General features: G+C 68.6%; 27 protein-coding genes. 16 read left to right on the plus strand and 11 right to left on the minus strand.

Annotation, left to right across the window (positions count from 1 at the left end):
- The first annotated feature begins 66 nt into the window (after positions 1–66).
- The 4 genes from ACQE3C_RS00950 (at position 67) to ACQE3C_RS00965 (ending at position 5,636) form a co-directional block, all read left to right on the plus strand.
- Positions 67–864, plus strand: a complete 798-nt coding sequence (locus tag ACQE3C_RS00950) for a DUF6597 domain-containing transcriptional factor (RefSeq protein ID WP_434537319.1) — start codon at positions 67–69, stop codon at positions 862–864.
- A 201-nt stretch (positions 865–1,065) separates the two neighbouring features.
- Positions 1,066–3,777: a bifunctional acetaldehyde-CoA/alcohol dehydrogenase gene (adhE, locus tag ACQE3C_RS00955; RefSeq protein WP_434537320.1), complete on the plus strand. Its 2,712-nt coding sequence runs from the start codon at positions 1,066–1,068 to the stop codon at positions 3,775–3,777.
- Positions 3,778–3,811: 34 nt separating this feature from the next.
- Positions 3,812–4,441 (plus strand): GyrI-like domain-containing protein, encoded by a 630-nt coding sequence (locus tag ACQE3C_RS00960; RefSeq protein WP_434537321.1) that lies wholly within the window; start codon positions 3,812–3,814, stop codon positions 4,439–4,441.
- A 16-nt stretch (positions 4,442–4,457) separates the two neighbouring features.
- Positions 4,458–5,636: an NAD(P)/FAD-dependent oxidoreductase gene (locus tag ACQE3C_RS00965; protein WP_434537322.1), complete on the plus strand. Its 1,179-nt coding sequence runs from the start codon at positions 4,458–4,460 to the stop codon at positions 5,634–5,636.
- Here ACQE3C_RS00965 and ACQE3C_RS00970 read toward each other — a convergent pair whose 3' ends face one another.
- From ACQE3C_RS00970 to ACQE3C_RS00980, 3 genes are read right to left on the minus strand one after another with little or no spacing between them, the layout of a single operon-like run.
- Entirely contained in the window at positions 5,637–6,005 is a 369-nt protein-coding gene (locus ACQE3C_RS00970; protein WP_434537323.1) for an MmcQ/YjbR family DNA-binding protein, read from the minus strand.
- 4 nt (positions 6,006–6,009) lie between these two features.
- Entirely contained in the window at positions 6,010–6,579 is a 570-nt protein-coding gene (locus ACQE3C_RS00975; protein ID WP_434537324.1) for an isochorismatase family protein, read from the minus strand.
- Positions 6,580–6,600: 21 nt separating this feature from the next.
- Positions 6,601–8,922, minus strand: a complete 2,322-nt coding sequence (locus ACQE3C_RS00980; RefSeq protein WP_434537325.1) for a N,N-dimethylformamidase beta subunit family domain-containing protein — start codon at positions 8,920–8,922, stop codon at positions 6,601–6,603.
- Positions 8,923–9,010: 88 nt separating this feature from the next.
- Here ACQE3C_RS00980 and ACQE3C_RS00985 point away from each other — a divergent pair, with 88 nt between their 5' ends.
- Positions 9,011–9,619: a GNAT family N-acetyltransferase gene (locus ACQE3C_RS00985; protein WP_434537326.1), complete on the plus strand. Its 609-nt coding sequence runs from the start codon at positions 9,011–9,013 to the stop codon at positions 9,617–9,619.
- 27 nt (positions 9,620–9,646) lie between these two features.
- Positions 9,647–10,180 (plus strand): hypothetical protein, encoded by a 534-nt coding sequence (locus tag ACQE3C_RS00990; RefSeq protein ID WP_434537327.1) that lies wholly within the window; start codon positions 9,647–9,649, stop codon positions 10,178–10,180.
- Between the two features lie 6 nt (positions 10,181–10,186).
- Here ACQE3C_RS00990 and ACQE3C_RS00995 read toward each other — a convergent pair whose 3' ends face one another.
- Positions 10,187–10,807, minus strand: coding sequence for an alpha/beta hydrolase (locus ACQE3C_RS00995; RefSeq protein WP_434537328.1), 621 nt, complete (start codon positions 10,805–10,807; stop codon positions 10,187–10,189).
- A gap of 101 nt (positions 10,808–10,908) precedes the next feature.
- On the opposite strand from ACQE3C_RS00995, the gene metX reads away from it, so the two are divergent.
- Together metX and metW are read left to right on the plus strand one after the other, a co-directional pair.
- Positions 10,909–12,069, plus strand: a complete 1,161-nt coding sequence (gene metX / locus ACQE3C_RS01000; protein ID WP_434537329.1) for a homoserine O-acetyltransferase MetX — start codon at positions 10,909–10,911, stop codon at positions 12,067–12,069.
- Positions 12,066–12,668, plus strand: coding sequence for a methionine biosynthesis protein MetW (metW, locus tag ACQE3C_RS01005; protein WP_434537330.1), 603 nt, complete (start codon positions 12,066–12,068; stop codon positions 12,666–12,668). Before metX ends, metW begins: the two co-directional genes overlap by 4 nt.
- On the opposite strand, the gene ACQE3C_RS01010 is transcribed toward metW, so the two are convergent.
- The gene (locus ACQE3C_RS01010; RefSeq protein WP_434537331.1) at positions 12,665–13,639 is read right to left on the minus strand and encodes a 5'-3' exonuclease; all 975 of its coding nucleotides are present in this window, start codon (positions 13,637–13,639) and stop codon (positions 12,665–12,667) included. The genes metW and ACQE3C_RS01010 overlap by 4 nt on opposite strands.
- A 58-nt stretch (positions 13,640–13,697) precedes the next feature.
- Between ACQE3C_RS01010 and lnt the strand changes: the two genes are divergently transcribed.
- Both lnt and ACQE3C_RS01020 read left to right on the plus strand, forming a co-directional pair.
- A complete protein-coding gene (gene lnt, locus ACQE3C_RS01015) occupies positions 13,698–15,308 on the plus strand; it encodes an apolipoprotein N-acyltransferase (RefSeq protein ID WP_434537332.1) in 1,611 nt (536 codons plus the stop codon).
- 10 nt (positions 15,309–15,318) lie between these two features.
- Positions 15,319–15,852, plus strand: coding sequence for an FxsA family protein (locus ACQE3C_RS01020; RefSeq protein ID WP_434537333.1), 534 nt, complete (start codon positions 15,319–15,321; stop codon positions 15,850–15,852).
- Between the two features lie 16 nt (positions 15,853–15,868).
- On the opposite strand, the gene ACQE3C_RS01025 is transcribed toward ACQE3C_RS01020, so the two are convergent.
- Together ACQE3C_RS01025 and ACQE3C_RS01030 are read right to left on the minus strand one after the other, a co-directional pair.
- The gene (locus tag ACQE3C_RS01025) at positions 15,869–16,204 is read right to left on the minus strand and encodes an RNA polymerase-binding protein RbpA (RefSeq protein ID WP_434537334.1); all 336 of its coding nucleotides are present in this window, start codon (positions 16,202–16,204) and stop codon (positions 15,869–15,871) included.
- Between the two features lie 59 nt (positions 16,205–16,263).
- On the minus strand, positions 16,264–17,043 hold the full coding sequence (locus ACQE3C_RS01030; RefSeq protein WP_434537335.1) for a glycerophosphodiester phosphodiesterase: 780 nt from the start codon (positions 17,041–17,043) through the stop codon (positions 16,264–16,266).
- Between the two features lie 36 nt (positions 17,044–17,079).
- Between ACQE3C_RS01030 and pdxY the strand changes: the two genes are divergently transcribed.
- Complete coding sequence (gene pdxY, locus ACQE3C_RS01035) at positions 17,080–17,931, plus strand: pyridoxal kinase PdxY (protein WP_434537336.1); 852 nt, start codon at positions 17,080–17,082, stop codon at positions 17,929–17,931.
- A 21-nt stretch (positions 17,932–17,952) separates the two neighbouring features.
- On the opposite strand, the gene ACQE3C_RS01040 is transcribed toward pdxY, so the two are convergent.
- Positions 17,953–19,482, minus strand: coding sequence for a helix-turn-helix domain-containing protein (locus tag ACQE3C_RS01040; RefSeq protein WP_434537337.1), 1,530 nt, complete (start codon positions 19,480–19,482; stop codon positions 17,953–17,955).
- Between the two features lie 102 nt (positions 19,483–19,584).
- Here ACQE3C_RS01040 and lpdA point away from each other — a divergent pair, with 102 nt between their 5' ends.
- Entirely contained in the window at positions 19,585–20,985 is a 1,401-nt protein-coding gene (lpdA, locus tag ACQE3C_RS01045) for a dihydrolipoyl dehydrogenase (protein ID WP_434537338.1), read from the plus strand.
- A gap of 29 nt (positions 20,986–21,014) precedes the next feature.
- A complete protein-coding gene (locus tag ACQE3C_RS01050) occupies positions 21,015–21,491 on the plus strand; it encodes an FABP family protein (RefSeq protein ID WP_434537339.1) in 477 nt (158 codons plus the stop codon).
- On the opposite strand, the gene ACQE3C_RS01055 is transcribed toward ACQE3C_RS01050, so the two are convergent.
- The 3 genes from ACQE3C_RS01055 to ACQE3C_RS01065 are packed head-to-tail and all read right to left on the minus strand — an operon-like array spanning position 21,481 to position 24,345.
- Positions 21,481–22,317, minus strand: coding sequence for an ABC transporter permease (locus tag ACQE3C_RS01055; protein WP_434537340.1), 837 nt, complete (start codon positions 22,315–22,317; stop codon positions 21,481–21,483). The genes ACQE3C_RS01050 and ACQE3C_RS01055 overlap by 11 nt on opposite strands.
- The gene (locus tag ACQE3C_RS01060) at positions 22,307–23,236 is read right to left on the minus strand and encodes an ABC transporter ATP-binding protein (RefSeq protein WP_434537341.1); all 930 of its coding nucleotides are present in this window, start codon (positions 23,234–23,236) and stop codon (positions 22,307–22,309) included. The genes ACQE3C_RS01055 and ACQE3C_RS01060 overlap by 11 nt, the downstream gene beginning before the upstream one ends.
- The gene (locus ACQE3C_RS01065) at positions 23,233–24,345 is read right to left on the minus strand and encodes a LolA family protein (protein ID WP_434537342.1); all 1,113 of its coding nucleotides are present in this window, start codon (positions 24,343–24,345) and stop codon (positions 23,233–23,235) included. The genes ACQE3C_RS01060 and ACQE3C_RS01065 overlap by 4 nt, the downstream gene beginning before the upstream one ends.
- A 77-nt stretch (positions 24,346–24,422) precedes the next feature.
- Here ACQE3C_RS01065 and ACQE3C_RS01070 point away from each other — a divergent pair, with 77 nt between their 5' ends.
- From ACQE3C_RS01070 to ACQE3C_RS01080, 3 genes are read left to right on the plus strand one after another with little or no spacing between them, the layout of a single operon-like run.
- Entirely contained in the window at positions 24,423–25,325 is a 903-nt protein-coding gene (locus tag ACQE3C_RS01070) for an aldo/keto reductase (RefSeq protein WP_434537343.1), read from the plus strand.
- Positions 25,318–25,752, plus strand: coding sequence for a (deoxy)nucleoside triphosphate pyrophosphohydrolase (locus ACQE3C_RS01075; RefSeq protein WP_434537344.1), 435 nt, complete (start codon positions 25,318–25,320; stop codon positions 25,750–25,752). The genes ACQE3C_RS01070 and ACQE3C_RS01075 overlap by 8 nt, the downstream gene beginning before the upstream one ends.
- Complete coding sequence (locus ACQE3C_RS01080; RefSeq protein WP_434537345.1) at positions 25,739–26,068, plus strand: hypothetical protein; 330 nt, start codon at positions 25,739–25,741, stop codon at positions 26,066–26,068. The genes ACQE3C_RS01075 and ACQE3C_RS01080 overlap by 14 nt, the downstream gene beginning before the upstream one ends.
- Positions 26,069–26,074 lie beyond the last annotated feature (6 nt).

Here is a 26,074-nt window from a genome sequence, read left to right on the forward strand (position 1 = left end):
CATCCTGCTGGCATGGCCCCCGGCGTCGATAGGACGAACGCGACACCTGCCCACCTGCTTGGTCGCGTGCTGGCCCCTGAGGCTCTGGCGTCCCAGTCCCCCCACCGCGTCGCGACCCCTGACGAGCGGCTCAGCCGGTGGGTCGAGCACTGCTGGTCGGTCACCTGGGACCTGCCGGCGGGGGAGAGCGTCGGACGCTCCACGCTGTCGTCCCCGACCGCGCACCTCACGGTGGAACGAGGCGGGGTGGCCCGCGCCGGGACCGACGGCCAGGGCATCTGGGTCACCGGGCCGGTCACCGACGGCGTCTTTGACGTGACGCTGACCGGTCGCGGTTCGACGGTCGGCGTCAAGTTCCGGCCCGGCGGGCTGGTCGCCTTCACCCCCGTCGACATGGCCGGGCTGACCAACCGCACGCTCGCCGCCACCGACCTGTTCGAGGGTGTCGACCAGCTCGAGCGCATCGCCTGGGATGCCACCTCCGCAGCGGCCGAGCTGGATGGTTGGCTGCTGTCGCGCGGCCCGGTCGACCTGGAAGACCACGACCGGTTCCGGCGGGTGTGGCAGGTCCTCGAGGGGGAGCCGATCACGACGGTCGGGGCACTGGCCGAGCGGGTCGGGAGCTCACCGCGCTCCCTGCAGCGGCTGTTCCGACGCTTCGTCGGCACCGGGGTGAAGCGCACGCTGCTGCGGCGCCGGGTCTGTGAGGCGGTGGAGGCCATCGACCGTGGCCGCCGGGGGGACTGGGCCGACCTGGCGATCGAGCTCGGCTGGTTCGACCAGGCCCACTTCATCCGCGACTTCCGCGGCGTCACCGGCTTCACGCCGGCCGGCTACGCCAATCGAGACCGCAGCGCCCACTGAGACGAGCAAAAGTGCCGTGTGCAGAGGGTCGGGGTGCACGCCCGTCCATCGCTTGTGAATAGTTTCACATATCGCTTCCTGTGGCGACCGGCGCCGCTTACGGTCTTCCAAACGGGGTCCACCAGACTGCGAAACCATCCTCCACCCGTACCCAGAATGGGCGCAGAGGACCCGCTGGCCCCCAGGCAGGAGAAGCCAACCATGTCCACCCCCATCGACACCCTGGTCCAGCAGGGCCTGCAAGCCCTCGAAGCCTACGCGTCCTTCACCCAGGAACAGGTCGACCACATCGTCCGCAAGGCCTCGGTCGCGGCCCTGCACCAGCACGGCGAACTGGCCCTCGAAGCCCTCGAAGAGACCGGTCGAGGCCTGTTCGAGCACAAGGCGGTGAAGAACCTCTACGCCTGCGAGCGCACCACCAGCTCGATCATCAACCTCAAGACTGTCGGCGTGGTCTCGCACGACGAGCTGACCGGCATCACCGAGATCGCCGACCCGGTCGGCGTGATCTGCGCCCTGACCCCGGTCACCAACCCCACCTCGACCACCATCTTCAAGGCGCTGATCGCCCTGAAGACGCGCAACCCGATCATCTTCGGCTTCCACCCCTCGGCCCAGCAGTGCTCAGCCCACACCGCCCGGATCGTCCGTGACGCGGCGATCGCCGCTGGTGCGCCAGAACACTGTGTGCAGTGGATCGAGGAACCCTCCAAGGAGGCCTCGGGTGAACTGATGAACCACCCCGGCGTCTCGCTGATCCTGGCCACCGGCGGCAACGCCATGGTCAAGGCCGCCTACTCCTGCGGGAAGCCCGCCATCGGCGTCGGGGCCGGCAACGTGCCGGCCTTCATCGAACGCACCGCTGTTGTGGCGCGGGCGGTGAACGACGTCACCGTCTCGAAGTCCTTCGACCACGGGATGGTCTGCGCCTCCGAGCAGGCGGTGATCCTCGACGAGGCGATCGCCGACCAGGCGATGGCCGAGTTCGCCACGCTGCACGCCCACCTGCTCACCCCCGAGCAGAAAGGCATGGTCGAGGAGTTCCTCTTCGGGGCCAGGGCCCACGGCAGCAACTGCGCCGGCGCCAAGCTGAACCCGTCCGTGGTCGGCAAGTCCCCGACCTGGATCGCCGAGCAGTCCGGCTTCAGCATCCCCGAGGACACCTCGATCATGCTCGCCGAGGTCGACAGCGTTGGGCCCCAGGAGCCATTGACCCGCGAGAAGCTGAGCCCCGTCCTGGCGGTGTTGCGCGCCGCCAGCCCGCAGCACGGCATCGAGTTGTCCCGCCAGATGGTCGAGTTCGACGGGTTGGGCCACTCCGCGGCGATCCACTCCAACGACCCCGACGTGGTGCTGCGGTTCGGTGAGGTCGTGCGGGCCGTGCGCATCATCGAGAACGCACCGGCAGCCCTGGGCGGCATCGGCGACATGTACAACGCCTTCACGCCGTCGTTCACCCTGGGCTGCGGCTCCTACGGCTCCAACTCGGTCTCCAACAATGTCTCGGCGGTGAATCTCGTGAACATCAAGCGCATCGGACGACGCAACAACAACCTGCAGTGGTTCAAGGTGCCCGCCAAGACCTACTTCGAACCCCACGCCATCCGCTACCTCGCCGACATGCGCGGCATTGAGCGGGTCACCATCGTGGCCGACAAGACCATGACCAAGCTGGGCTATGTCGACCGGGTCGTCGACGTCCTCAACCGGCGTGGCAACCCGGTCAAGGTGCAACTGCTCGATGATGTGCGCCCCGAGCCCAAGGTTTCGGAAGTGCGGGCCGGGGCCGAGGCCATGCGCGACTTCGGGCCCGACACCATCATCGCCCTAGGCGGTGGTTCCCCGATGGACGCCGCCAAGGTGATGTGGCTGCTCTACGAGAACCCCGACGTCGAGTTCAGCAACCTGCGCGAGAAGTTCTTCGACGTGCGCAAGCGGGCCTTCAAGTACCCCGACCTCGGACGACTGGCGAAGCTGGTCTGCATCCCCACCACCTCGGGGACCGGCTCGGAGATGACACCCTTCGCAGTGATCACCGACGACCAGACCGGGCTGAAGTACCCGCTGGCCGACTACGCGCTGACCCCGTCGGTCGCGATCATCGACCCGGTGCTGACCCGCGAACTGCCGGGCTTCCTGGTCGCCGATGCCGGCTTCGACGCACTCACCCACGCCACCGAGGCCTACGTGTCGGTCTACGCCAACGACTACACCGACGGGTTGTGCCTGCATGCGATCAAGCTGGTCTTCGAGAACATCGAGCGCAGCACAAAGGTGCCGGTCAACAGCACCGACCAGGCCGACATCGCCGCCCGCGAGAAGATGCACAACGCAGCCTCGATCGCCGGCATGGCCTTCGGCAACTCGTTCCTGGGCATCGTCCACGCCATGGCCCACGTCACCGGCGCGGCCTTCAAGCTCGTCCACGGGCGTACCAACGCTGTGTACCTGCCGCACGTCATCCGCTACAACGGCCAGGTGCCGAGCAAGCTGAACGCGTGGCCCAAGTACGAGACCTACGTGGCCCCCGAGCGCTACCAGCAGATCGCCGCCCACCTGGGGCTGCCGGCCAGCACCCCGCAGGAGGGGGTCGAGAGCTACGCCCGTGCCGTCGAACAGTTGCGTGACCGCGTGGGCATCGAGCGTTCCTTCCAGGAACAGGGCGTCGACGAGGGCCTGTTCATGGGACGGCTGAAGGAACTCGCCATGGGTGCCTTCGGTGACCAGTGCGCACCGGCCAACCCCCGGATGCCGATGGTGGCCGACCTGCAGACCCTGATGGAGGCAGCGTTCTACGGCACCTCGTTCGAGGCCGTCCGGGAGCGCCGGGCCGGGGCTGAGCGCGCCGCCGATGCCACCACCGCTCCCGCGTCGACCCTGGAGGAGAGGGTGCCGGAAACCCAGGACGCCTGACCCGTTCAACCTCGGGGCGGACTAGCCTGTGGCCATGTCCGCCCCGAAGGTCGACCTCAGGAAGAGCCTCGACTCCTACCGGGCCAGGGCCGGTGAGTTCCGCACCCTGGTGCTTCCACCGATGCAGTACCTGATGGTCGACGGGCACGGCGACCCCAACACCTCACCCGCCTATGCCGCGGCGCTGGGCACCTTGTACCCGCTCGCCTACGCGCTGAAGTTCGCCAGCAAGAACGAGTTGGGTCGTGACTACGTCGTCCCGCCCCTGGAGGGCCTGTGGTGGTCGGACGACATGGACAGCTTCACCACGGCACGCGACAAGTCGGCCTGGGACTGGACGATGATGATCATGGTCCCGGACTGGCTGGGTGCTGAAGAAGTGGCCGCAGCGCGCGCAAAGATCGCCGCCAAAGCCAGAGGTGAAGAGCACAGTGCTGATGTCCGGTTCGCGACGCTGGACGAGGGACTCTGCGTGCAGACGCTGCACCTGGGCCCCTACGACGACGAGGGCCCCGTGCTGGCCAGGATGCACCACGAGTTCATCCCCGAGAACGGGCTGGTGATGACCGGCAGCCACCACGAGGTCTACCTGGGTGACCACCGACGGGTCGCGCCTGAGAAGCTGCGAACTTTGCTGCGCCAGCCTGTTGTTCCAGCCTCCTGAGGAGGACGATGGACGCATGTCCACGCACAGTGCGCAAGTGGTCATCGTCGGGGCTTCCCTGGCCGGTGCCAATGCCGCCGAGGAACTCCGCCAGCAGGGCTACCAGGGCGGCATCGTCCTGATCGGGGACGAGGACCACCTCCCCTACGAACGACCACCCCTGTCCAAGGGCTTCCAGCTGGGTGACGCCGATCTGGAGTCCGCCCAGCTGCACCCGGCCGACTGGTACGAGGAGCGCTCCATCGAACTGCTCACCGGCCGGGCTGCGTCCGACCTGGACCTGGCCGAGCACAGCGTGAGGGTGGGGGAGCGGAGGATCGGCTACGACAAGCTGCTGCTGGCCACCGGGGCCACCCCGCGCCGGTACGAGCTGGCCGACCAGTCGGGCGCGCGGGTGAGGTACCTGCGCACCCTCGAGGACGCTGCCGACCTAAAACGGCACCTCCGTGGGCGCGTGCTGGTGGTCGGGGCCGGCTGGATCGGGTTGGAGATCGCTGCTGCCATTCGCGCCGCGGACGGGCGGGTGGTCGTCACCGAAGCCGCGCCCCTGCCACTCGCGCGGGTAGTCGGCCCCGAGATCGCCACCGCCTTCGCCGACCTGCACCGGGCCCACGGAGTCGACCTGCGGTTGTCGACCACCGTCACAGACATCAACCACCAGGGTGACCAGACCATCGTCCGGCTCTCAGACGGCACCGAGGTGAGTGTGGACCTGATCGTGGTCGGCATCGGGGCGGTTCCCCGGGCTGAGCTGGCCGTGGCTGCTGGGCTGGACTGCGACAACGGCGTCCTGGTCGATGCCACCCTGCGGGCCAGTGATCCCGACGTGTTCGCCGCCGGTGACGTGGCCAACCACGACCACCCGGGTCTGGGTCGGCTGCGGGTCGAGCACTGGGACAACGCCATCGAGCAGGGCAAGCACGCAGCCCGGACGATCCTGGGCGGCAGCGCCCCCTACGAACGGATGCCCTACTTCTTCACCGACCAGTACGACCTCGGCATGGAGTACCTGGGCCACGTCGGCCGCGACGGCTACGACGAGGTGAGGATCGTCGGTGACCTGGCCGGGTTGGTGTTCAGCGCCTACTGGACGAAGGGGGACCGCGTCCTGGCGGGGATGCACGCCAACGACTGGGACGCGATCGAGACCATCCGCGCCGTCGTCGGGGGACCGGTCAGCAGCATCCCGGGCTGACTAGGGGTTTGGCTGTACCTGCGCCACCAGTTTCGCCGGTGCCATCAGGCAGTACGAGGCGGTCAGCAGTTCGGCGACCTCGTCCCAGTCGGTCTGCTCGTCGATGACCACACCAATCACGTCAGTGCCCCAACCCGCCTTGAAGTAGGGCTCACCCATGTGTTCAAAGGCGACGACCTCGTCCGGGTCGCCCCGGAACACCAGCCGGAAGCGCTGGTCCTCACCGCCGAACAGGTGCACGATGGTGGCGTTGCGCACCCGCCACCGCACCCCCGTCCAGGCGTCCTGCTCGTAGCTCTCCGGCAGGAGTGCCACGATCTCGGCCACCCGCTCGATGTACTCGCGGGGCAGCGGCGGCCGGCGGGGCACCGGTTCAGGCCTGCTGGTCGACGGTGACCCCGGCCAGGCGCAGCTCTTCAATGGCGGCGGCGCGGCTCTCGAGGCCGACCGCAGCGGTGAGCCCGTCGATGACCCGCACGTCGAAGCCCAGCTCGCGGGCATCCAGCGCACTGGCCCGCACGCAGTGGTCGGTGGCGATGCCGACGACGTCGAGGTGGGTCACCCCGCGGCTGGTGAGCACCTCGGAGAGCCGTTCACCGGACTCAGTGGTCCCCTCGAACGCCGAGTAGGCGGGCTTGCCCTGGCCCTTGAGCACGTGGACATCGACCCGCGAGGTGTCCAGCGACGGGTGGTAGTCGGCACCCTCGGTGCCGGCGACGCAGTGCACCGGCCAGGTGTCGACGTAGTCGGGGTTCTCGGCGAAATGGCCGCCGTTGTCGTCATCGGCGTTGTGCCAGTCGCGGCTGGCGACCACCAGCGGGTAGTCATGGGCGGCGAGGTGGTCGGTGATGGCAGCGGCGACCGCAGCCCCACCCTCACAGCCCAGCGCACCACCCTCGGTGAAGTCGTTCTGCACGTCGACGATCAGGAGCACATTGGTCATGGACCCAGTCTAGGAACGGGTTCACGCGATCAACGAGATGTTCACCCAACCGCTGCCGATCTGGCGGGCGGCTGACCACGAGGTGCCGAGGTTGCGGTAGTAGTACATCCGGCCGTCGTTGCGGACCCCGATCAGGTCCTGGCGACCGTCGGCGTTCATGTCCCCGGGGGAGAAGACATGGCGGAACCCCAACCACCCGCGCCCCGGCTGGCTGATGTAGGTCAGCACGCCACCCCGGGTGGTGTAGGCGAACAGTTTGCCGTCCGAGCGCACGGCCATGAGGTCCGGGAAGCCGTCACCGGACAGGTCGTCCAGCGCCACCAGGGTGTGCATCTGTTGCCAGTTCCGGCCGACCACTGCGACCTGGCTCAAACCCCGGGTGAGTGAGGTGAAGCTGTAGCGAAGCAGTCGCCCGTCGGCCTGGCGGGCGAACAGGTCAGGCTTCCCGTCACCGGTCACATCGGGGGTGACCGTCAGGGTGTCCATCCCGTTCCAGCCGGTACCGATGCGCGTGGGCGTGCCCCAGCCCAACGAGCTGCCCGGGTAGAGCCACAGAGTGCCATCGTGCCTTCGGGCCACCAGCTCGGTGTGCCCGTCGCCGTTCAGGTCCGGCACCAGCGCCAGCCACGTCATCCGTGACCAGCCGGTACCCACCTGGCCGGCATAGCTCAGGTACGGCCCGGGCGAGGAGCGGTACAACAGCAGCCCACCGGTGCCCTGGTGGATGCCGACGATGTCGGCCAGGCCATCACCGTTCAAGTCACCGAAGACCCTGCTGCCGGGAACCTGCATGGTCTGGTCCAGGTCGACATAGACCGGTGCCGCGTAATGCCCCGACAGCACCTCCAGCGCGTTGCCCGACGGGCGGTGGCGCAGGCCCAGCGGGCCGATGGAAGCCTCGGTGACCGCATTGGCGAACACCGTGCGGGCGAACTCGATGCTCTCGGCGGGGAACGGTCGGCGGTGCTGGTTGAGCTCGTCCATGGCCATGATGAAGCCCATGCTGGCCATGTTCACCACCCCGGCACCGGAGTGCACGCTGTAGTAGGTGAAGTCGGCATGCATCATGGTGCCGCCCTTGGGCAAGCACGGGAACGGGGAGTGCGCGGCCACGGACAGGTTGGCCGGGCTGGTCCAGGAGTCGTAGGCGGTGTCGACCTCCTCCCGCAGCAGGCCGGGGTACTCGCTGCCGACGGTGGCGCCGGTGCCCTGGAACAGGAAGAAGCGCGCGTCAGTGACGACCAGCGGGGCGTCCACCATGTAGCAGGCATACCGCGACCCCAACAGGGACAAGGTGGTGGAGTCGGGGAAGTTCACCGTCTGCTCCGACGGCTCAGTGACGGGGTCCTCGTCGGCCTCCTTGAAGATCTCGTAGCGGCGGTGGTCTTCGGAGTAGCGGATCCGCCACCACAGCGTGTTCCCCCCGGCGAAGATGAGGTTGGTGCCGCTGTCGCGCAGGGTGCGGAAGGCGTCGCGCTGGGGGTTGTCCCAGTACTCGTCGTGACCCAGGGAGATCAGCGCCGCCGCGCCGAGGTAGGCGGGTGCTCCGTCGCGGGCGATGTCGACGTTGGTGGTGTAGGCCAGGTTCACGCCGGTGCGTTCGGCCTCGACCACACCGGCGCGCTCCATGACCATGAAGTGGTCGACCCCGGTGGCCGGGTCGAGTGGTCGGTCGAAGGAAATCAGCCGTGACCGCAGGGTCCCGGCCAGGCCGCCGAACGGGCTGGTGCCACGGTAGGCCGAGAACCCGCCGTACAGGTTGTAGGCCTGCCAGGTTGAGGGTGCCGAGACCATCACCGTGCGTCCCGCGAAGTGGGAGGAACGCACCACGAACGGGATCGGTGACTTCACCCCACTGTCCGACTCGACGACCAACAGGTACACGCCCTCGGGCCAGTCATCGGTTGGCAGGGTGGTCGAGTCCTGCCAGTGCGAGGCATCGACCATGTTGACCAGCACACCATCGCCGTTGGTCGACACGAACTGGGCAGGCTCCTGCTGGGTGGCCTCGGCCCATTCACTCTGGGCCACCAGGCGGCCACCGTCCCCGTCGTACCACCCGAGGCGATATGCGCTGACCCGTTGCTGCCCACCGAGGTGGTTGTCGATCCGCAGCACGACCTCCTGTCCGGTGGTGACCGAACTGGTGGTCGGGTAGCCCGCGAGTTCATCGGCCTCGGCCAGCTGGTCCTCGGCGATGACCCAGTCGCGGGTGCCCGGCAACGAGTTCTCCTGCTCCACCCAGGTGGTGGCACCAGCCGTCGGGAGCTTCACCCCGAGCCCACCCAGCACCAGGGCAAGGCTCAGGATGATCGACAACAACAGACGGTGGGGGCGCTTCATGGTGGGGTTTCCTGCTCTGAGAAGGGTGAATCCACCCAGCATGTCACCCACCCACGACAGAAGCTGCGGTGGGGTCTAGCGTGAGGACGTGACCCAGAGCCCCTTCACCACCCCGACCCGACTCGTCGGCGACCTGGTCGTGGTCGAACCCCTCCAGCCCGCCCACCACGACGGCCTGGTGGAGGCGGTCCGCGACGGGGAACTGTGGCAGCACTGGTACACCCGCATCCCCACCCCGGAGTCGATGGCTGAAGAGATCGCGGCCCGGCTCGCCAAACAGGAGGCCGGCCAGGTGGCGGCCTTCACGGTGCGGGCGGCAGACACCGGGCAGGTGCTCGGCATGACCACCTACCTCCACCCGGACGAGCCCAACCGCCGCCTCGAGGTCGGTTCCACCTGGCTAAGGGCGTCGGCGCAGGGCACCGGCGCGAATGCCGAGACGAAGCTGCTGCTGCTCGCACATGCCTTCGAGGTGCTCGGCTGTGAGGCGGTCGAGTTCCGTGCCCACCACCTGAACCAGCAGTCCCGAGCAGCCATCGAGCGGCTGGGTGCCCACCTTGACGGGGTGCTGCGCCGTCATGTGCTGCTGCCCAATGGCACCTGGCGTGACACCTGCGTCTACTCAGTTCTGGCCCAGGAGTGGCCCGCGGTCCGCGCCGGCCTCCGGGCCCGCCTGGCTCGACGGCTGCCCGACTGACCTGGGGGCACGGCAATAATGGAGGCCATGCCACTGCCTTCTGCTGCCGAGATGAACCCCTCCGACGGGGGCCTTGCCGTGTTCGGGCGGGTCACCCTGGGGGTGATGGTGGCACTGGTCGTCGGTGGGGCCCTGTCCATGGCGGTCCTGCTCATCCCCAGCCCGGTCGTCGAGATCGTGGCCGCGGCCGGCACCGGGGCCGCGGTCGGGTTCATGATGAGCATCGTCGTCGCCCCCCCGACCGGGTTCGTCGCCGGGCTGGCCCGGCGCTGGGTACGCCAGTCGCGCCGACGGGCACTGCTGGCCGGCCTGGTGGTCTGGCTGGTGTGGGTGGTCATCGCCGCCCTCATGCTGGCCGTCGGGCTGCGGTTCCCCCTGAACCTGTGGGGCAACATCTGGCCCTTCCTGCCGGCGCTGGCCGTCACACTGCTGGCGGCGCTGTGGCTGGCCGACCGGGTCCACCACGGCGAGGAGCCACTCACCCCCGAAGAGCTCCGTGCCGAGCAGCGCCGCCAGCGCGCCGAGCAGAAGGCCTCCCGCCCCGGCCGCCAGTCGAAATGACCGCCCTCAGACCAGGTGCTCGGTGAGGAACTCGCGGATGTCGTCCAGTTCCTCGGCAACCACCTGGTGGGCCATCGGGTAGTGCCGCACGGTCGCCGCGAGGTGCTCCTGCGACCACGAGACGAACTGCTCGCTGCGCTCGGCGCCGATCACCGGGTCGAAATCACCCACGGCCACGAACGCCGGCAGGTTGGTCACCGGGGCATCGTCCAGGCTCTTCGGCAGCAGGCCGGACAGGGCCACCACGCAGGCCAGCCGCTCGGGGATCATGCTGGCCACCTTCAGGGTGATGGCCGCACCCTGCGAGAACCCGAGCAGGCCGATCCGTGAGTACTTCGAACCCAACGAGTCGAGCCATTCCACGACCGCCTCACCGGCGGCCACGATCTGTTCGGCGCGGTGCTGCGGGGGACCGTCGGGCAACAACTCCAGCTCGAACCAGGCCCGGCCGCCGTAGGCGGTCACCAGCGGGGCCCGCAGCGAGGCAATGTCGAGCCCGGCAGGCAGGTGGGGCACCAGCCCGAACAGGTCACCCTCGTGCGACCCGAGCCCGTGCAGCAGCACCAGCAGCGGCGGGTCCTCCCGGTCGGCGTGGTCCCACAGGATCGCGTCAGTGTCCAGGTGCATGGTCTTCCCTTCGTCTCCTGCCGCCACGCTAGTCGGTCCGGCGGTGCGCGAGTGTTGGACAGACCGCATCGGCCTTGGTCGGGTGCGCAAGACTGGCGGGCATGGTTGAACGAGTCCAGTCCGCGGCACCCCGCCCCCCGCTGACCACCGAGACCCGTGACGCCATGCTGTTCACCCCAGACGCCCCGCTGGTGCTGGCCAGCGGCGAGGTGCTCGAAGAGGTGACGGTCGCCTACGAGACCTACGGCACCCTCAACGCCGACGCCAGCAATGCCGTCTACATCTGCCACGCGCTGACCGGCGACGCCCACGCCGCCGGCACCAACGCCGCCGGCGCGGTGGGCTGGTGGGACAACATGATCGGCCCCGGCAAACCCATTGACACCGACCGCTGGTTCGTCGTCAGCAGCAACCTGCTCGGCGGCTGCACCGGCACCACCGGCCCACGGTCGGTCAACCCCAGCACCGGTGAGCGCTACGGGCTCGACTTCCCGCTGCTCGACATGGCCGACTTCGTCACCGTGCACCTGGCCCTTGGCCGGTTCCTCGGCGTCGAGCACTGGAGCGCCGTGGTCGGTGGCTCGCTCGGCGGCATGCAGGCCCTGGAATGGGCGCTGCGCCACCCCGACACCGTCGACCGGGCTGCGGTGATCGCTGCCTCCAGCAGGCTCACCGCGCAGAACATCGGCTTCTCGGCAGTCGGACGCCAGGCCATCATGCGCGACGCCCGTTTCGCCGGCGGCCAGTTCCCCGAGTCGCAGGGCCCCGACACCGGCCTGTCGACGGCTCGGATGATGGCGCACATCACCTACCTGTCCGAGGGCGCGTTCGAGCAGAAGTTCGGACGAGACGTGCAGTACCCCGGTCAGGCCCGCGGTTTCGGGGTCGACTTCGCCGTCGAGAGCTACCTGGAACACCAGGGCAGCAAGTTCCTGACCCGCTTCGACGCGCTCAGCTACCTCTACCTCACCCGGGTGATGGACTACTTCGACCCGTTCGCCAGGACCGACGCCCTCAAGGCCGTCACCGCTGACCCGGTCAATTTCCTGGTGCTCAGCTTCGATTCGGACTGGCGATTCTCCACCGAGCACTCCCGGCGCATCGTGCGGCGACTCGAGCAGGCCGAACTGCCGGTCAGCTTCCGTGAGATCGCCTCGGTGTGGGGCCACGACTCGTTCCTGCTCGAGGTGCCCGAGTACCACGACACGATGCGGGCCTGGTTCGAACGCGAACCGCTGGTTCCCCAGGAGGAAGCCCGATGATCCGCCCCGACCTCGACCTGCTGGCCCACGTGGTGCCCGAGGGCTCACGGGTGCTCGACCTGGGCTGCGGCAATGGCCAACTGCTGCGGCACCTGATCGTCCACCATGGCTGCCGCGGCACCGGCGTCGACATCGACAACGACGCCGTGCTCGAGGCGATCAGCGCCGGGGTCGAGGTGATCGAACTCGATCTCGACACCCAGCTGGGCCAGTTCGCCGACGACTCCTACGACGTCGTCGTGCTCTCCCGGACGCTGCAGGTGGTGCTCGACCCCGAAGCGGTGCTGGGGCACATGGCCCGCATCGGCAAGCACCTGGTCGTCTCGATGCCCAACTTCGGGCTGTGGAAGCACCGGCTGCGGCTGCTGAGTGGGCACATGCCACGCGGCCGTGACCTGCCCTACGACTGGTACAACTCGCCCAACCTGCACCACGCCACCGTGGTCGACCTCGAGGACTTCCTGACCAGTCAGGGGCTGGTCATCGAGGAACGGGTGGCGCTGTCCGAGGGCGGGGCGGCCGGGCGACTGCCCAAGGCCTGGCCCAACCTGCTCGCCGGCGCCATGATCTACCGACTGTCCAGCAAGGCGAGGGGTTAGGACGAGCCGTCCCCGCGGGCAGCGGCCAGTGCCTGCCGCAGCCGCTCGACCGAGGACTCCAGCCCCCACCGGGTCGCCAGAGCCTCCAGCCGGGCCTCGTCAGTGCGGATGGCCTGAGTGCGCAACTCCAGGTCGTCCACGTCGAGGTCGGTGACCACCGCCACCACCTCACGGGCCGCCGCCAGGTAGTCGACCGATTCCAGCAGCTTGGCCCGCAACCCCTTCGCCATCGACGATTCCGGGTCGGAGGCAGCCCCCACCATGCCGTCGAGTGAGCCGTAGGTGCTGACCAGCTGCGCCGCGGACTTCTCACCGATGCCCTTCACCCCCGGCAAGCCGTCCGACGGGTCGCCGCGCAGCACCGAGAAGTCGACGTACTGGGCGGCGGTGACGCCGTACTTCTGCTTCAACCAGGCATCGTCGACCAGCTCATGCTTGGCCACGCCCTTGCCGATGTAGACCACGACGGTGTCGCCATGGGCCAGCTGGAACAGGTCACGGTCACCGGTCACCACCAGCGTCGGCAGCATGGAAGCGGCAGCCAGTGACCCCAGTACGTCGTCGGCCTCGTGGTCGTCCACCCCGACCACCGGGATGCCGAAGGCGTCCAGCACGTCGAGGATGATCGGCACCTGCGCGGCCAGGGCATCGGGGGCCTCCTCGGCCTGCCCGCTGGCCGCTCCCTTCCCGGCCGCGCCCACCACGTCGGTGCGCCGGCCGGGGTCGAGGCGGTGGGTCTTGTACGAGGGCACCAGGTCGACCCGCCAGGTGGGCCGCCAGTCGTTGTCCCAGGCACAGGCGATCTCGGTCGGCCCGTACTGGGCGATCAGCCGGGCGAGCGAGTCGAGCAGGCCGCGCACCGCATTCACCTGGGTGCCATCGGGGGCGACCATGGAGGAGGGCAGCCCGAAGAAGGAGCGGAAGTACATCGTCGCGGTGTCGAACACCATGCGGTGGGGCACGCTGGTCACTTGAGGATTCTGTCATCATGGGTAGCGCCAGGCCCCGCCCCGCGCCGAAGGAGCACCCGTGACCGGCACCGCCGCAGCACCCCAGCTCGACCGCACCCGTCGACGTGCCGCTGTCGTCCAGGGAATCGTGGCGGTGCTCGCCGGGGTGATGGTCGCCCTGGCTTTCGCACCGCTGCGGCTGTGGCCGCTGGCCATCGTCGGGGTGGCACTGTTCACCTGGCTGGTGCGCCAGGGTGAACCGGCCCGCCCCCTGCGCCGCGGCACCCGGTGGGGCTACCTGATGGGCCTGGGACTGTTCGTCCCCCTGGTCGGGTGGATCGACGTCCTCGGCTGGTACGTCGCGGTCGCCCTGTGCGGGTTCATGGCCGTCTGGGGGCTGCTGCTCGGCTGGGGAACCGCCGCCGTGCGCCACCTGCCGGCCTGGCCACTGCTGACCGCCGCCCTGTGGTCGCTGGCGGAGTTCCTCAGCTCCCGGATTCCGTTCGGCGGGTTCGGGTGGATGCGACTGGGCTTCACGACCGCCGACATGCCCCTGGGCGGCTTCCTGCCTTGGCTCGGGGTGGGCGGGGTCAGCTTCCTGGTGGCGCTGAGCGGCACCCTTCTGGCCTGGGGCATGGAACGCCTGCGCGAGCCCGCACCGCTGCGCGAACGACTGGGCCGCGGCCTGGTCCCGGCCGGCCTGGTCGTGGCCATCGCCGCCGCCGGCCTGCTCGCGGGACTCCGCCCCGCCACCCCCGCCACCGGGCAGCAGGTCGCCGTGGGCATGGTGCAGGGCAATGTCGACGGCACCGCCGGCTCCGGGGCGATGGGCTATGCCCGCTCGGTCACCAACAACCACCTCAGTGAAACGATCATGTTGATGGCCAAGGCCAGGGTGGGCCAGACCCCGCTGCCCGAGTTCGTGCTGTGGCCCGAGAACTCCACCGATGTCGACCCCACCCGCGACCGCGAAACCCACCAGCTCATCGGTGAGGCGGTGCTGTTCGCCGAGGTGCCCATCTTCGTCGGGTCCGTGATGCGCGGCCCCGGTGAGAACGAGCGCCAGACCACCGGGTTGTGGTGGCACCCCGACCAGGGCATCACCGGGCGCTACGACAAGCGCAACCTGGTGCCCTTCGGGGAGTACATCCCCCTGCGCGAGACCCTGCTGCCGCTGCTGCCCATCCTCGAGCAGGTCGGCGCCCAGGCCGTGCCCGGCGACCAGCCCGGTGTCCTCGACGTCCCACTCAACGAGGGCCGCCTGCGCATCGGGGATGTCGTCTGTTTCGAACTGGCCTGGGACACCACCGTCTACGACACCGCCCGCCACCGGGCACAACTGCTGGTCGTCCAGTCGAACAACGCCACCTACACCGCCACCGGGCAGCCGCGCCAGCAGTTCGAGATCACGCGCGTGCGGGCGATGGAACTGCGCCGCGACATCGTGGTCTCGACCACCAGCTCGTTCTCCGGCCACATCGACCCCCGCGGACGAGTACTGGACAAGACCCGCGAGTCAACAGCGGCCTCGGCCACCTACCTGGTCGACCTGCGCGACGGGTCGACCCCGGCCGTCACAGTCGGACCCTGGTGGGAAGGCATCGCCGCCGCCATCGGTGCCCTCGCCCTGCTGGTCGGCCTCACCCGCGAGCTGCGCCGCCACCGAGGCGGCGTTGGGGCCCTTGAGTAGGCTGGATGGTGTGAATCAGGTGAATGCGCAGGTCCGGTCCCGATGGGTGCCGCTGGTGGTGCTGCTGGTCATCATCGCCATCCCGCTGCTGGAGATCTGGATCCTGGTGCAACTGGGTGCCTCCCTGGGCCTGGGCTGGACGGTCCTGCTGCTGCTCGGCATCGCCGCCCTCGGACTGGCACTGATCATCTTCGAAGGTCGACGCACCTGGCGTGCCTTCGTCGAGGCCATCGGCAGGGGAGAGGTGCCCGGCCGCGAAATGACCGACGGTGCGCTGGTCATGCTGGGCGGTGTCCTGCTGATGTTCCCGGGCATCATCTCCGACGTCCTGGGTCTGATCTGCCTGATCCCCTTCACCCGGGCACTGCCCCGAAAGCTCATCGAGCGCTGGGCGCGCTCCCGCGGGCTGGTCGCCACCACCGTGCGGACGAGCCGGTCGGGCGTCATCCCCGGTGAGGTCGTCGAGGACGAGTCCACCGCGGCCCCCGAACGCCCCGGAGACAACGATTCGCCCCCCGCGCTCGAGGGGCGAATCATCGACTAGGGACCCGGGTGGGTCGTCAGAGCTGCTCGTTGCGGCGCAACTCCAGGCGCTCGGCCAGCAATTCCTCCAGGTCGGGGATCGAGCGGCGCTCGATCAGCATGTCCCAGTGGGTGCGCGGCGGCTTGGTCTGCTTCTCCTCGGGCTGGGTGCCGTCGGAGCGCAGCGCGATGCGGCCGCAGCGCGGGCATTCCCACTCCAGCGGCAGCTCTGCTTCGGACGAGAACGTCAGCTCGAAGTGGTGTCCCTGTTCGCACTGGAAGCCGAGTTGCTGGCGTCCGGCGAACTCGATGCCCTCTTCGTCCTCGAAGCTCTTGGAGCCGAGTCCCATCCCACGCAATGCACGGTCAGCCATGGTTCCTCCTCGCAGGGTTGCCTCCCAATCTAGCGACCCCAACCAAGCGGCGGGGCGGATCAGGCCCACAGACCCCTGGCGAGGCAGACCTGCCGCAGCACGTCGATCCGGTCGCTGATCAGCCCGTCGACACCCCAGTCGATCAACTGGTTCATGGTGGCCTCGTCGTCGATGGTCCACACGTGCACCGCCTTGCCCCACGCGTGGGCGCGTTCGATGAACTCACGCGTCACCACCTCGACCATCCGCCCGGCGACCCGGGTCCTGACCGGTACCTGGAAGGCGGCACCGAACGGGGCAGGTCCCAAGCCCAGGCGTGAACCGACGACCCCGGCCACCACACCGAGCGGCCCGGTCGAGGTGGCGACCTCACGGCGGGTGAGCCGGCGGAAACGCCGCAACCGGAACTCGTTGAACGAGCCGATGCAGACCCGGTGTTCGGCGTCGTGGCGGCGCAGCACGTGCGCCAGTGGCTCCTCGGCGCCACGGGCCTTGATGTCGATGTTCACCCGTGCCTCGGGGAAGGCGGCCAGCACCTCGTCCAGGGTGGGGATCGGTTCACCGCCCACCTTGGCCTGGCGCACCTCGAACAGCGGCAGGTCGGCGATGGGACCCTGGCGGTCGGTCACCCGGTCCAGGGAATCGTCGTGGAAGGCGACCAGGCCACCGTCACGGGTGACGTGCACATCGGTCTCGAGGTACCGGTAGCCCAGGTCGACCGCGTTGCGGAAGGCCAGCAGGGTGTTCTCCCTGCCGATGTTGGTGGCGAGCCGGGCGCCACCGCGGTGCGCCATCGCCGCGAAGCGGGTGTCGAAGTACTCAAAGTCGGCGGCGCGCATGGGTTCCTTCCGGGCGGTGTGCCAGAATCGCACGTTGTGACCAGCATCTTGTCGATCCAGTCAGCCGTAGCCTACGGGCACGCCGGGAACTCCTCCGCAGTCTTCCCGTTGCAACGGCTGGGGATCGAGACCTGGCCGGTGTATACGGTCATGTTCAGCAACCACACCGGCTACGGCTCGTGGCGAGGGCCGATGATCCCGCCCTCCGATGTCCGTGAGATCGTGCTGGGCATCGACGAGCGCGGCGCGCTGGCCGAGTGCGACGCCGTGCTGTCCGGCTACCTGGGTGCCCCCGAGGTCGGTGAGGTCATCCTGGAGGCCGCCGCGCTGGTCAAGCAGCGCAACCCCCGGGCCCTGTACTGCTGCGACCCGGTGATGGGTGACATCGGCCGGGGGTTCTTCACCCGCCCGGGGGTGCCCGAGTTCTTCCGCGACCACGTGGTCAAGGCTGCCGACGTGGTCACCCCGAACCTGTTCGAGGTGATGTTCCTGACCGGGCGCACCGACATCACCACCATGGACGAACTGCTCGAGGCAGCCGAGGAACTGCGGGCCGTGGGCCCGCGCACCGTGCTGGTCACCTCGGCGGTCTTCCCCGGTGAGCAGGTGATGCGGATGGTGGCCCTCAACGACGACGGTGCCTGGCAGGTCGAGACGCCGCTGATCGACCAGGCCTTCGTCGGGTCGGGTGACCTGACCACGGCGGTGTTCGTCGCCCGCCTGCTGTCCGGGCTGCCGCTCGACCAGGTGCTGTCGCTGACCGGTGACTCCGTCTACGGCATCCTCAAGGCCACCCAGGAATCGGGGTCGTCCGAACTGGCGATCGTCGCCGCGCAGGAGGAACTGGTCAACCCCAGCCACACCCACGCGGCGACCCGCCTGCGCTGACGGTGCCCAGTCGTAGAACGCTCAGTCGTAGAAGACCTCGATCTTCGCGCCGAGCTCGTTGAGCCGGCGCGGCAGGTCTTCGTAGCCACGGTTGATCATGTACACGTCACGCAACACGCTCTCGCCGCGGGCCGCCAGGGCGGCCAGCAGCAGGCAGACCGACGGACGAAGCGCCGGCGGGCACACCATTTCACGCCCACGCCAGCGGGTCGGGCCCTTCACCGTCAGCCGGTGCGGGTCGAGCAGCTTCACCTGCGCACCCAGCTTGCTCAGGTCGAGCAGGTGGATGGCGCGGTTTTCGTAGACCCAGTCGTGGATCAGGGTCTCACCCTCGGCGACGGCGGCGATCACCGCGAAGAAGGGCAGGTTGTCGATGTTGAGGCCCGGGAAGGGCATCGGGTGGATCTTGTCCTTCGGGGCGACCAGCTTCGAGGGGTGCACCTGCACGTCGACCAGCCGGGTGTAGCCGTTGTTGGAGGTGTACTCCTGCGACAGGGTGTACTTCAGTCCCATCTCCTCCAGGATCGCCAGTTCGATCTCGAGGAACTCGATGGGGCAGCGGGTGACGGTCAGCTCCGAGTCGGTCACGATGGCAGCGGTGAGCAGGCTCATCGCCTCGATCGGGTCCTCCGAGGGGTGGTACTCCACGTCGACGTTGATGTCAGGCACGCCGGTGACGGTCAGGGTCGTGGTGCCGATGCCCTCGATGCCGACGCCGAGTCGGGTCAGGTAGATGCACAGGTCCTGCACCATGTAGTTCGGTGAGGCATTGCGGATGATGGTGGTGCCCGGCGTCTGTGCGGCCGCGAGCAGGGTGTTCTCGGTGACGGTGTCACCGCGTTCGGTCAACACGATGCGGCGCACCTTGTCAGGGCCGGCCTTCACCGTGGCCTGGTAGAAGCCCTCGGTGGCCACCACGTCGAGGCCGAACTCACGCAGCGCGTTCAGGTGGGGTTCGACGGTGCGCGAGCCCAGGTCGCAGCCACCGGCATAGGGCAGCTCGAACTTCTCGTAGTAGTGCAGCAGGGGACCGAGGAACATGATCACCGAGCGGGTCTTGCGGGCGGCCTCGAGGTCCATCCCGGCCAGGTCGAGCTCGGCCGGGCGCTGCAGGGTGAGCACCGACTTGTCGTCGCTCCACTCGGCCTTCATGCCGATGCTCTGCAGCACCTCGAGGATCCGGTTGACCTCTTCGATGCGGGCGATCCCGACCAGGCGGGTGGTGCCCTTGTTGATCAGTGCCGCGCACAGCAGCGCCACGGCGGCATTCTTGGACGAGCGCACCTCGATCGAGCCCGAGAGCTTCGTTTCACCCTGGATGCGCAGGTTCATGGCGCTGGTGGGAGTCCCCGTGCTGATCAGGGGGCTGTCCAGGGCGTCGGCGATCCGGTTGATCATGTCCAGGCTCAGGTTCTGGCCCCCCGACTCGATGCGGGTGATCGCACTCTGCGAGGTGGACAGCTCATCGGCCAGCTGCTGCTGGGTGAGCCCACGCTGCTTGCGTGCGTCACGGATCAGTCGTCCGATGCTGACGGCGGTGGTATCGGTCATTCGTAGATTCTAACTCATATGCGAGATAGTCAAGGGATCCGCGCTGTTTCGTGCGTCGGCCCCGGTCCCGGGGCGGTGGTTTCTGGCACTAGAGTTGCGCCCATGAGTGCACATTTTGACGTCGTTGTCCTGGGCGCCGGCCCCGGTGGGTATGTGGCTGCCATCCGTGCCGCCCAGCTGGGCAAGAAGACCGCCATCATCGAGAAGAAGTACTGGGGCGGTGTGTGCCTCAACGTGGGTTGCATCCCCACCAAGAGCCTGCTGCGCAACGCCGAGATCGCGCACATCGTCACCAAGGAGGCTGACCTGTTCGGCCTCGACGGGCAGATGACCCCGCAGTACGGCAAGGCGTTCACCCGCAGCCGCGAGGTGGCCCAGCGGATGATCAACGGCATCCATTACCTCATGAAGAAGAACAAGATCACCGAGATCGACGGCTGGGGCGAGTTCACCGGGCCCAAGTCGCTGAACGTCACCGCCGACGACGGCTCGGTGCAGGAAGTCACCGCCGACAACGTCATCATCGCCACCGGTGCGGTCGCCAAGATGCTGCCCGGCACCCAGGTCTCGGCCAATGTCGCCACCTACGAGGAGCAGATCCTCTCCGAAGAACTGCCCGGCTCGATCATCATCGCCGGCTCCGGCGCCATCGGCACCGAGTTCGCCTACGTGCTCAACTCCTACGGCGTCGACGTCACCATCGTCGAGTACGCCGACCGCATGGTCCCCACCGAGGACGCCGAGGTCTCGGCCGAGCTGGCCAAGGCCTACAAGAAGCTCGGCATCAAGGTGCTCACCAGCACCGCTGTGCAGTCCATCGAGGACACCGGCCAGAACGTCAACGTGACCGTGGCCCCGGCCCAGGGCGGCGACGCCCAGGTGCTGGTCGCCGACAAGGTGCTCTCGGCGCTCGGCTTCGCCCCCCGCCTGGAGGGCTACGGCCTGGACAAGACCGGTGTGGCGGTGACCGAGCGTGGCGCCATCAACGTCGACGAGTACATGCGCACCAATGTCGAGGGTGTCTACGCCATCGGCGACGTGACCGCCAAGTTCATGCTGGCCCACAACGCCTCGGCCATGGCCGTCGTCGCCGCCGAGACCATCGCCGGTGAGCCGACCGAGCCGATCAACTACGACATGATCCCGCGTGCCACCTACTCCCAGCCGCAGATCGCCAGCTTCGGCTACTCCGAAGCCCAGGCCAAGGACAAGGGCTACGACGTCAAGACCGCGAAGTTCCCCTTCTCGGCCAACGGCAAGGCCTGGGGCCTGGGCGACGCCACCGGCTTCGTCAAGCTGGTCGTCGACGCCAAGTACAACGAGATCCTCGGCGCCTCGATGATCGGCCCCGACGTCACCGAGCTGTTGCCGCAGCTGGTGCTGGCCCAGCAGTTCGACCTGACCACCGACGAGATCGGACGCGCCGTGCACGCGCACCCGACCCTCTCGGAGGCCATGAAGGAAGCTGCCGAGGGCATCGCCGGTCACATGATCCACCTGTGACCTGAACCGCTGATCGGTGGGGTGTGAGCATGGACCTGCACGAGAACGTGGCCGGGCTGGCCGCCCTGCTCGGCACCTGGCGTGGCAACGGCCACGGCTCATACCCCACCATCACCGATTTCGACTACACCGACGAGTGGGTATTCAGCCACTCGGGCAAGCCCTTCATCGGCTTCGTCCAGCGGACGAAGTCGCCGACCGGTGCGCCGATGCACACCGAGTCGGGTTACCTGCGCGGCCTGGCCGACGGCACCGTCGAGATCGTGGCCGCGCTGCCCACCGGCCACACCGAGCTCGGCACCGGCACCGTTGCCACCGATGAGCACGCTTTGGTGCTGACCACCCGGGCTGAGGTGGTGAGCACCCCGGCAGCCAAACCGGTGCAACAGATCAGCCGCGTGTTCCGCGTCGAGGGTGACGTGTTGACCCTCGAGTTGGCGATGGCCGCCGTGGGGGTGCCGAGCACCCCGCACCTGACCTCCCGGTTGGTGCGGGTCAGCTCGTGATGTCCCGGCTGGTGAACCGGGCCCAGGCCGCCGAGCCGAACACCGCGATGTAGCCCAGTGCCACCAGCGCCCCGGTGCGCATCTCGTCGACGTAGATCGGTGCGCGCATCACGTCGGTGAAGGCCTGCATCTTGTTGGTCAGCAGCCACGGGTGCAGCCAGTCCAACTGCGGCACCGACAGGCAGATCCACATCAGCACGACGACCACCATCACCCCGACGGTGACGGCCATCGGGTGGTCGACCAGCGTTGAGAAGAACAATCCGATGGCGGCCACCGCCCACAGCATCAGGCAGGTGTAGGCCCCGGCCAGCAGCAGGCGTGCGAGGGTCTCGCTGAAACTGATCTGGCCGCCGGACAGGGTGGCGCTGGGACCGGCCCCGAAGAAGACGACGCCGAGCACCCCGCCGACGACCAGCACGATGAGCACGCCGATCATCGCCCCGATCATCAACGAGGCGAACTTGACCAGCAGCAGTCGTGTTCGTCCGACCGGCACGCTCAGCAGGTAGCGCAGGGTGCCCTGGCTCGCCTCACCGGCGATCGAGTCACCCGACAGCATCGCCAGCGCCAGCGGCAGGAACATGGCCGACTCGGCGATCAGCGCCAGCAGCGGCACCGCCAGCCCGTTGGTCAGCCCACCGATGACGTCCATGTAGCCCTGCTGGTACATGCCGACGGTGATCATGATCGGCACCAGGGCCAGCACCAGCATCCCGATCCGGTTGCGCCACTTGCCCAGCATCAAAGCCAGTTCCGACCAGAGTAGCCGCCAGGTGGCGAGCGGGTAGGTCTTCGGGGACGCGACGTCCGCCTCAGTCGACATCGAAGCCCTCCCCGGTGAGGTTCACGAACACGTCCTCCAGGCGGTGCCCGGTTGTGGTGAACGAACGCACCCGCACCCCTGCCTCGACGAGTTCGGCGACCAGCTTCTCGGGGACGACCCCGGTGGCGTCGGCGCGCACCTCGTGGCCGTCGACCTGGATGCCGGTCAACCCGGCGCTGGTGAACACCTGGTGGGCGGCCTCGGGGTCGGCAGTGACCAGCAGCACCTGCCCGGTCGCGTCGGTCTTCAGCCCCTCCAGGGAGTCCTGGGCGACCAGCCGGCCATGGCTCATCACCCCGATGTGGGTGCACATCTGCTCGACCTCGTGCAGCAGGTGGCTGCTGACCAGCACGGTGGTGCCGTCGTGGGCCAGGGACGAGACCAGGTGGCGCACCTCGCGAGTGCCCTGCGGGTCGAGCCCGTTGGTGGGTTCGTCGAGCACCAGCAGGTCATGGGGCTGCATCAGGGCGGCGGCGATGCCGAGCCGCTGCCTCATGCCCATCGAGTAGGCCTTGAACTTCTTCCCGGCGGCCGCCGACAGGCCGACCCGCTCCAGCGCCTCACCGATGCGTTGGCGGCGGGTGGCCGGGTTGGCGGTGCGGTCGGCCGAATCGAGCCGGTGCAGGTTCGAGCGACCGCTGAGGTGGCCGTGCATGGCCGGGCCTTCGATCATCGCCCCGACCCGTGGCAGGGCGGCCTGGACCTGGCCGGGCACCGGGTGCCCGAGCAGCGTGGCACTGCCCTCGGTGGGGGCGATCAGCCCCAGCAGCATGCGGATCGTGGTCGTCTTGCCCGAGCCGTTCGGGCCGAGGAAACCGTAGACCGCGCCGGTGGGCACGGCCAGGTCGATGCCGTCAACAGCGGTCTGGCGACCGAATCGTTTGGTCAGTCCTGAACTGCTGACCGCCAGGTCACTCACCTGAGGGCTGCGTACAGCAGCTCCGGGGTGACCGCGCCGACCGCCACGCGTCCGTCATCGGTGACCACCGCGTTGACCAGGGTGGTGCGCACCAGTCGTCCACGGCCCCAGTCGCCGGAGATGACCGGGTACTGGCCGAGCAGCTCGGTGACGGCCGGGTCATCGGAGGCGGTCAGGTCGCCGAGGCCGGTCATCAGCAGCACCTGGGTCCAGCCGGTGCCTACGACCTCACGGGTGATGTCCTCGGGGTTGGGCACCGCACCGGGCTCCTCGCCGGGAACTTCACCGGGTTCCTCGCCGGGTTCGTCCGTGGGCGGGTTGTCGGGGTCGTAGACCGTCGAGTCCGCCGGCGGCGTGAAGGTGAACACTTCGGCTGACGGGGCCTCAAAGCTGATCGAGGTGAAGCCCACCTGCACCGCCGGTGTGGTGACACCCTTGGCCGTGATGACCAGGCGCAGTGGCAGCTTGTACTGCGCATCGATGGCCAACCGCACGTGGGCGATGGTGGTGTCAGCCTGCTTCGGGGTCAGCACCAGCTGGTAGGCGGCGCGGCCGGCGACGGTGGTGGCCGTGTCGCTGGTGACCTCGGTGGTCGGGTCGAGCTCGGCCAGGACCTGCTGTGCCAGTTCGGACGGGCTGGGCACGGTGGGGGTCTGGTCGGGCTTGCCCTTGGCGTCGGCTGGGTCGTGGGTCTTGCGGGCCGCCTCACGGGTGGAGCTGTTCCACAGCCAGGTCTCGGTCGGGTTGTGCACCAGGGTCAGTTCCTCCGAACCGTTCACCTTGGCGACCCGGGCCGAGTCGGCGGCATTGGTCCAGATGCGCCAGGTGTGGTTGCCCGTGAGCAGGCCGAGGGTGGACGTGTCGTCCTCGGTCGGGCCCACCTGAGGCAGCGTCGGGAGGCCCAGGTTCATGTTCTGCTGCACCGTGCCCGACAGCGGGACGGGCTTGGCCTCGGCCAGGTCGGTCAACAGCTGCTCGGCGGTGCGCGGGGGCAGCCCCGGGTCGGCCGAAGCCATCCGTTGGCTGACCGCCGGGATGGTGAAGACCAATGCCAAGGCCACGATCGGCACCAGCCAACGCAGTCCGGGGTGTCGCTGCACGATGCTCATGCATCCATTGTGCGCCACGCCCGGGCCGAAGGCATCAGACCATCGTCGTCTTTCCCACGTTCCCTAGACTCACCCCCATGACGTCACAGCGCAGGTTCGGTACCACCACAGTTTCGGCAGTCGGGCTGGGGGCGATGCCGCTGTCCCTGCGCGACGGCGGGCCGATTGACCATGACCGGGCGGTCGAGACGATCCACGCGGCCCTCGATGCCGGCATCACCCTGCTCGACACAGCCGACATCTACGCCCCGAGCTGGGACACCATGGGCCACAACGAGGCGTTGATCGCCACTGCCCTGCAGAGCTGGCCCGGGGACCGTGGCCGGGTGGTGGTCGCCACCAAGGGCGGCATCCGTCGTGGCCCGGGGGAGTCGTGGGGACGCGACGGGTCGTACGAGTACCTGCGGGAGCGCGTCGAGAAGGCCCTGGTGAACCTGAAGGTCGACTCGCTCGACCTGTTCTGCCTGCACCGGCCCGACCGCACCCGCACCTTCGCCGCCCAGGTCGAGGCCCTGCAACGCTTGCAGGACGAAGGTCTGGTCACCTCCCTCGGGGTGTCCAACGCCAACGTCGAAGAGATCGCCATCGCTGTCGAGGTGCTCGGTGAGGGCGGGTTGGCCGCGGTGCAGAACGAGTTCTCGCCCCGGTTCAACCAGACGTCCCTGGACGAACTGCGCTTCTGCGGCGAGCATGGCATCGCGTTCGTGGCCTACTCACCGCTGGGGCAGGGCAACTACGCCAAGTCCCTCGGCGAACGGTTCGAGGTGATCGCCGAGACCGCCCGCCGCCACGGCGTCACCCCGCAGCAGGTCACCCTGGCCTGGGAACTGGCGCTGGGCGAGCACGTGATTGTCATTCCCGGGGCGACCCGCCCTGCCTCGGCCGTCGATTCCGCCGCGGCGATGACGCTCTCGCTGGATGCCGACGAGGTGGCCGCGATCAGCCGACGACTGCTCGCCTCGGAGGTCGTTCATGGCTGAGGGCAAAGTGCTGGTGGTGGCCGGTGTGGTCGACGACGGACGAGGCCGGGTGCTCGCCGCCCGCCGCACCTACCCGGACGCCCTGGCCGGGCGGTGGGAGTTCCCCGGCGGCAAGGCCCGCCCCGGGGAGGAGCCACGCCAGGCACTCGTCCGGGAACTGGCCGAGGAACTCGGCATCAGCTCGTCCGTCGGGGAGGAACTGTCGGGACCTGACGCGGGCCGCTGGCCGATCAACCAGCAACTCGAAATGCGTGCCTACTGGTGCACCACCAGCGACACGCCGACCCATTCGGGGGCCGACCACGACCAGCTCACCTGGGTCGGCGCCGACGACCTCGGCGGGCTCGCCTGGCTGCCCGCCGACGTCGCCCTGGCCGAGACCATCGCCCACACCCTGCGCAGGAGGTACCCCCATGGCGAACAGTGAATGGCTGCGGCGCTCCGCCCACGTGGAGGACCTGCGCCCCGACCCCGCCACCCCCGACCAGGAGCCCGATGCCGTGATCGAGGTCAAGGTGCGCCACCACTGCCAGAACGACCACGAACACCACAGCTGGATCGCCGCGCCCGCCGCGCTGGCGGCCCGGGTGCCGCCCTATGACGTGGCCGTGCTCGTCCACCGGGAGCAGTGTGACCTCGTCCGTTTCGACCGCGGTGAGGCCATCAACACCGCCGGGCTGCTGGTCGCGGTGGGGGCGATCGTCGCCATCATCGTGATCATCGCGTTGGTGATCATCATCTGAGGGTGC

Origin of the sequence: Aestuariimicrobium sp. Y1814, from assembly GCF_050113895.1 — a bacterium.
Taxonomy (GTDB): Bacteria; Actinomycetota; Actinomycetes; order Propionibacteriales; family Propionibacteriaceae; genus Aestuariimicrobium.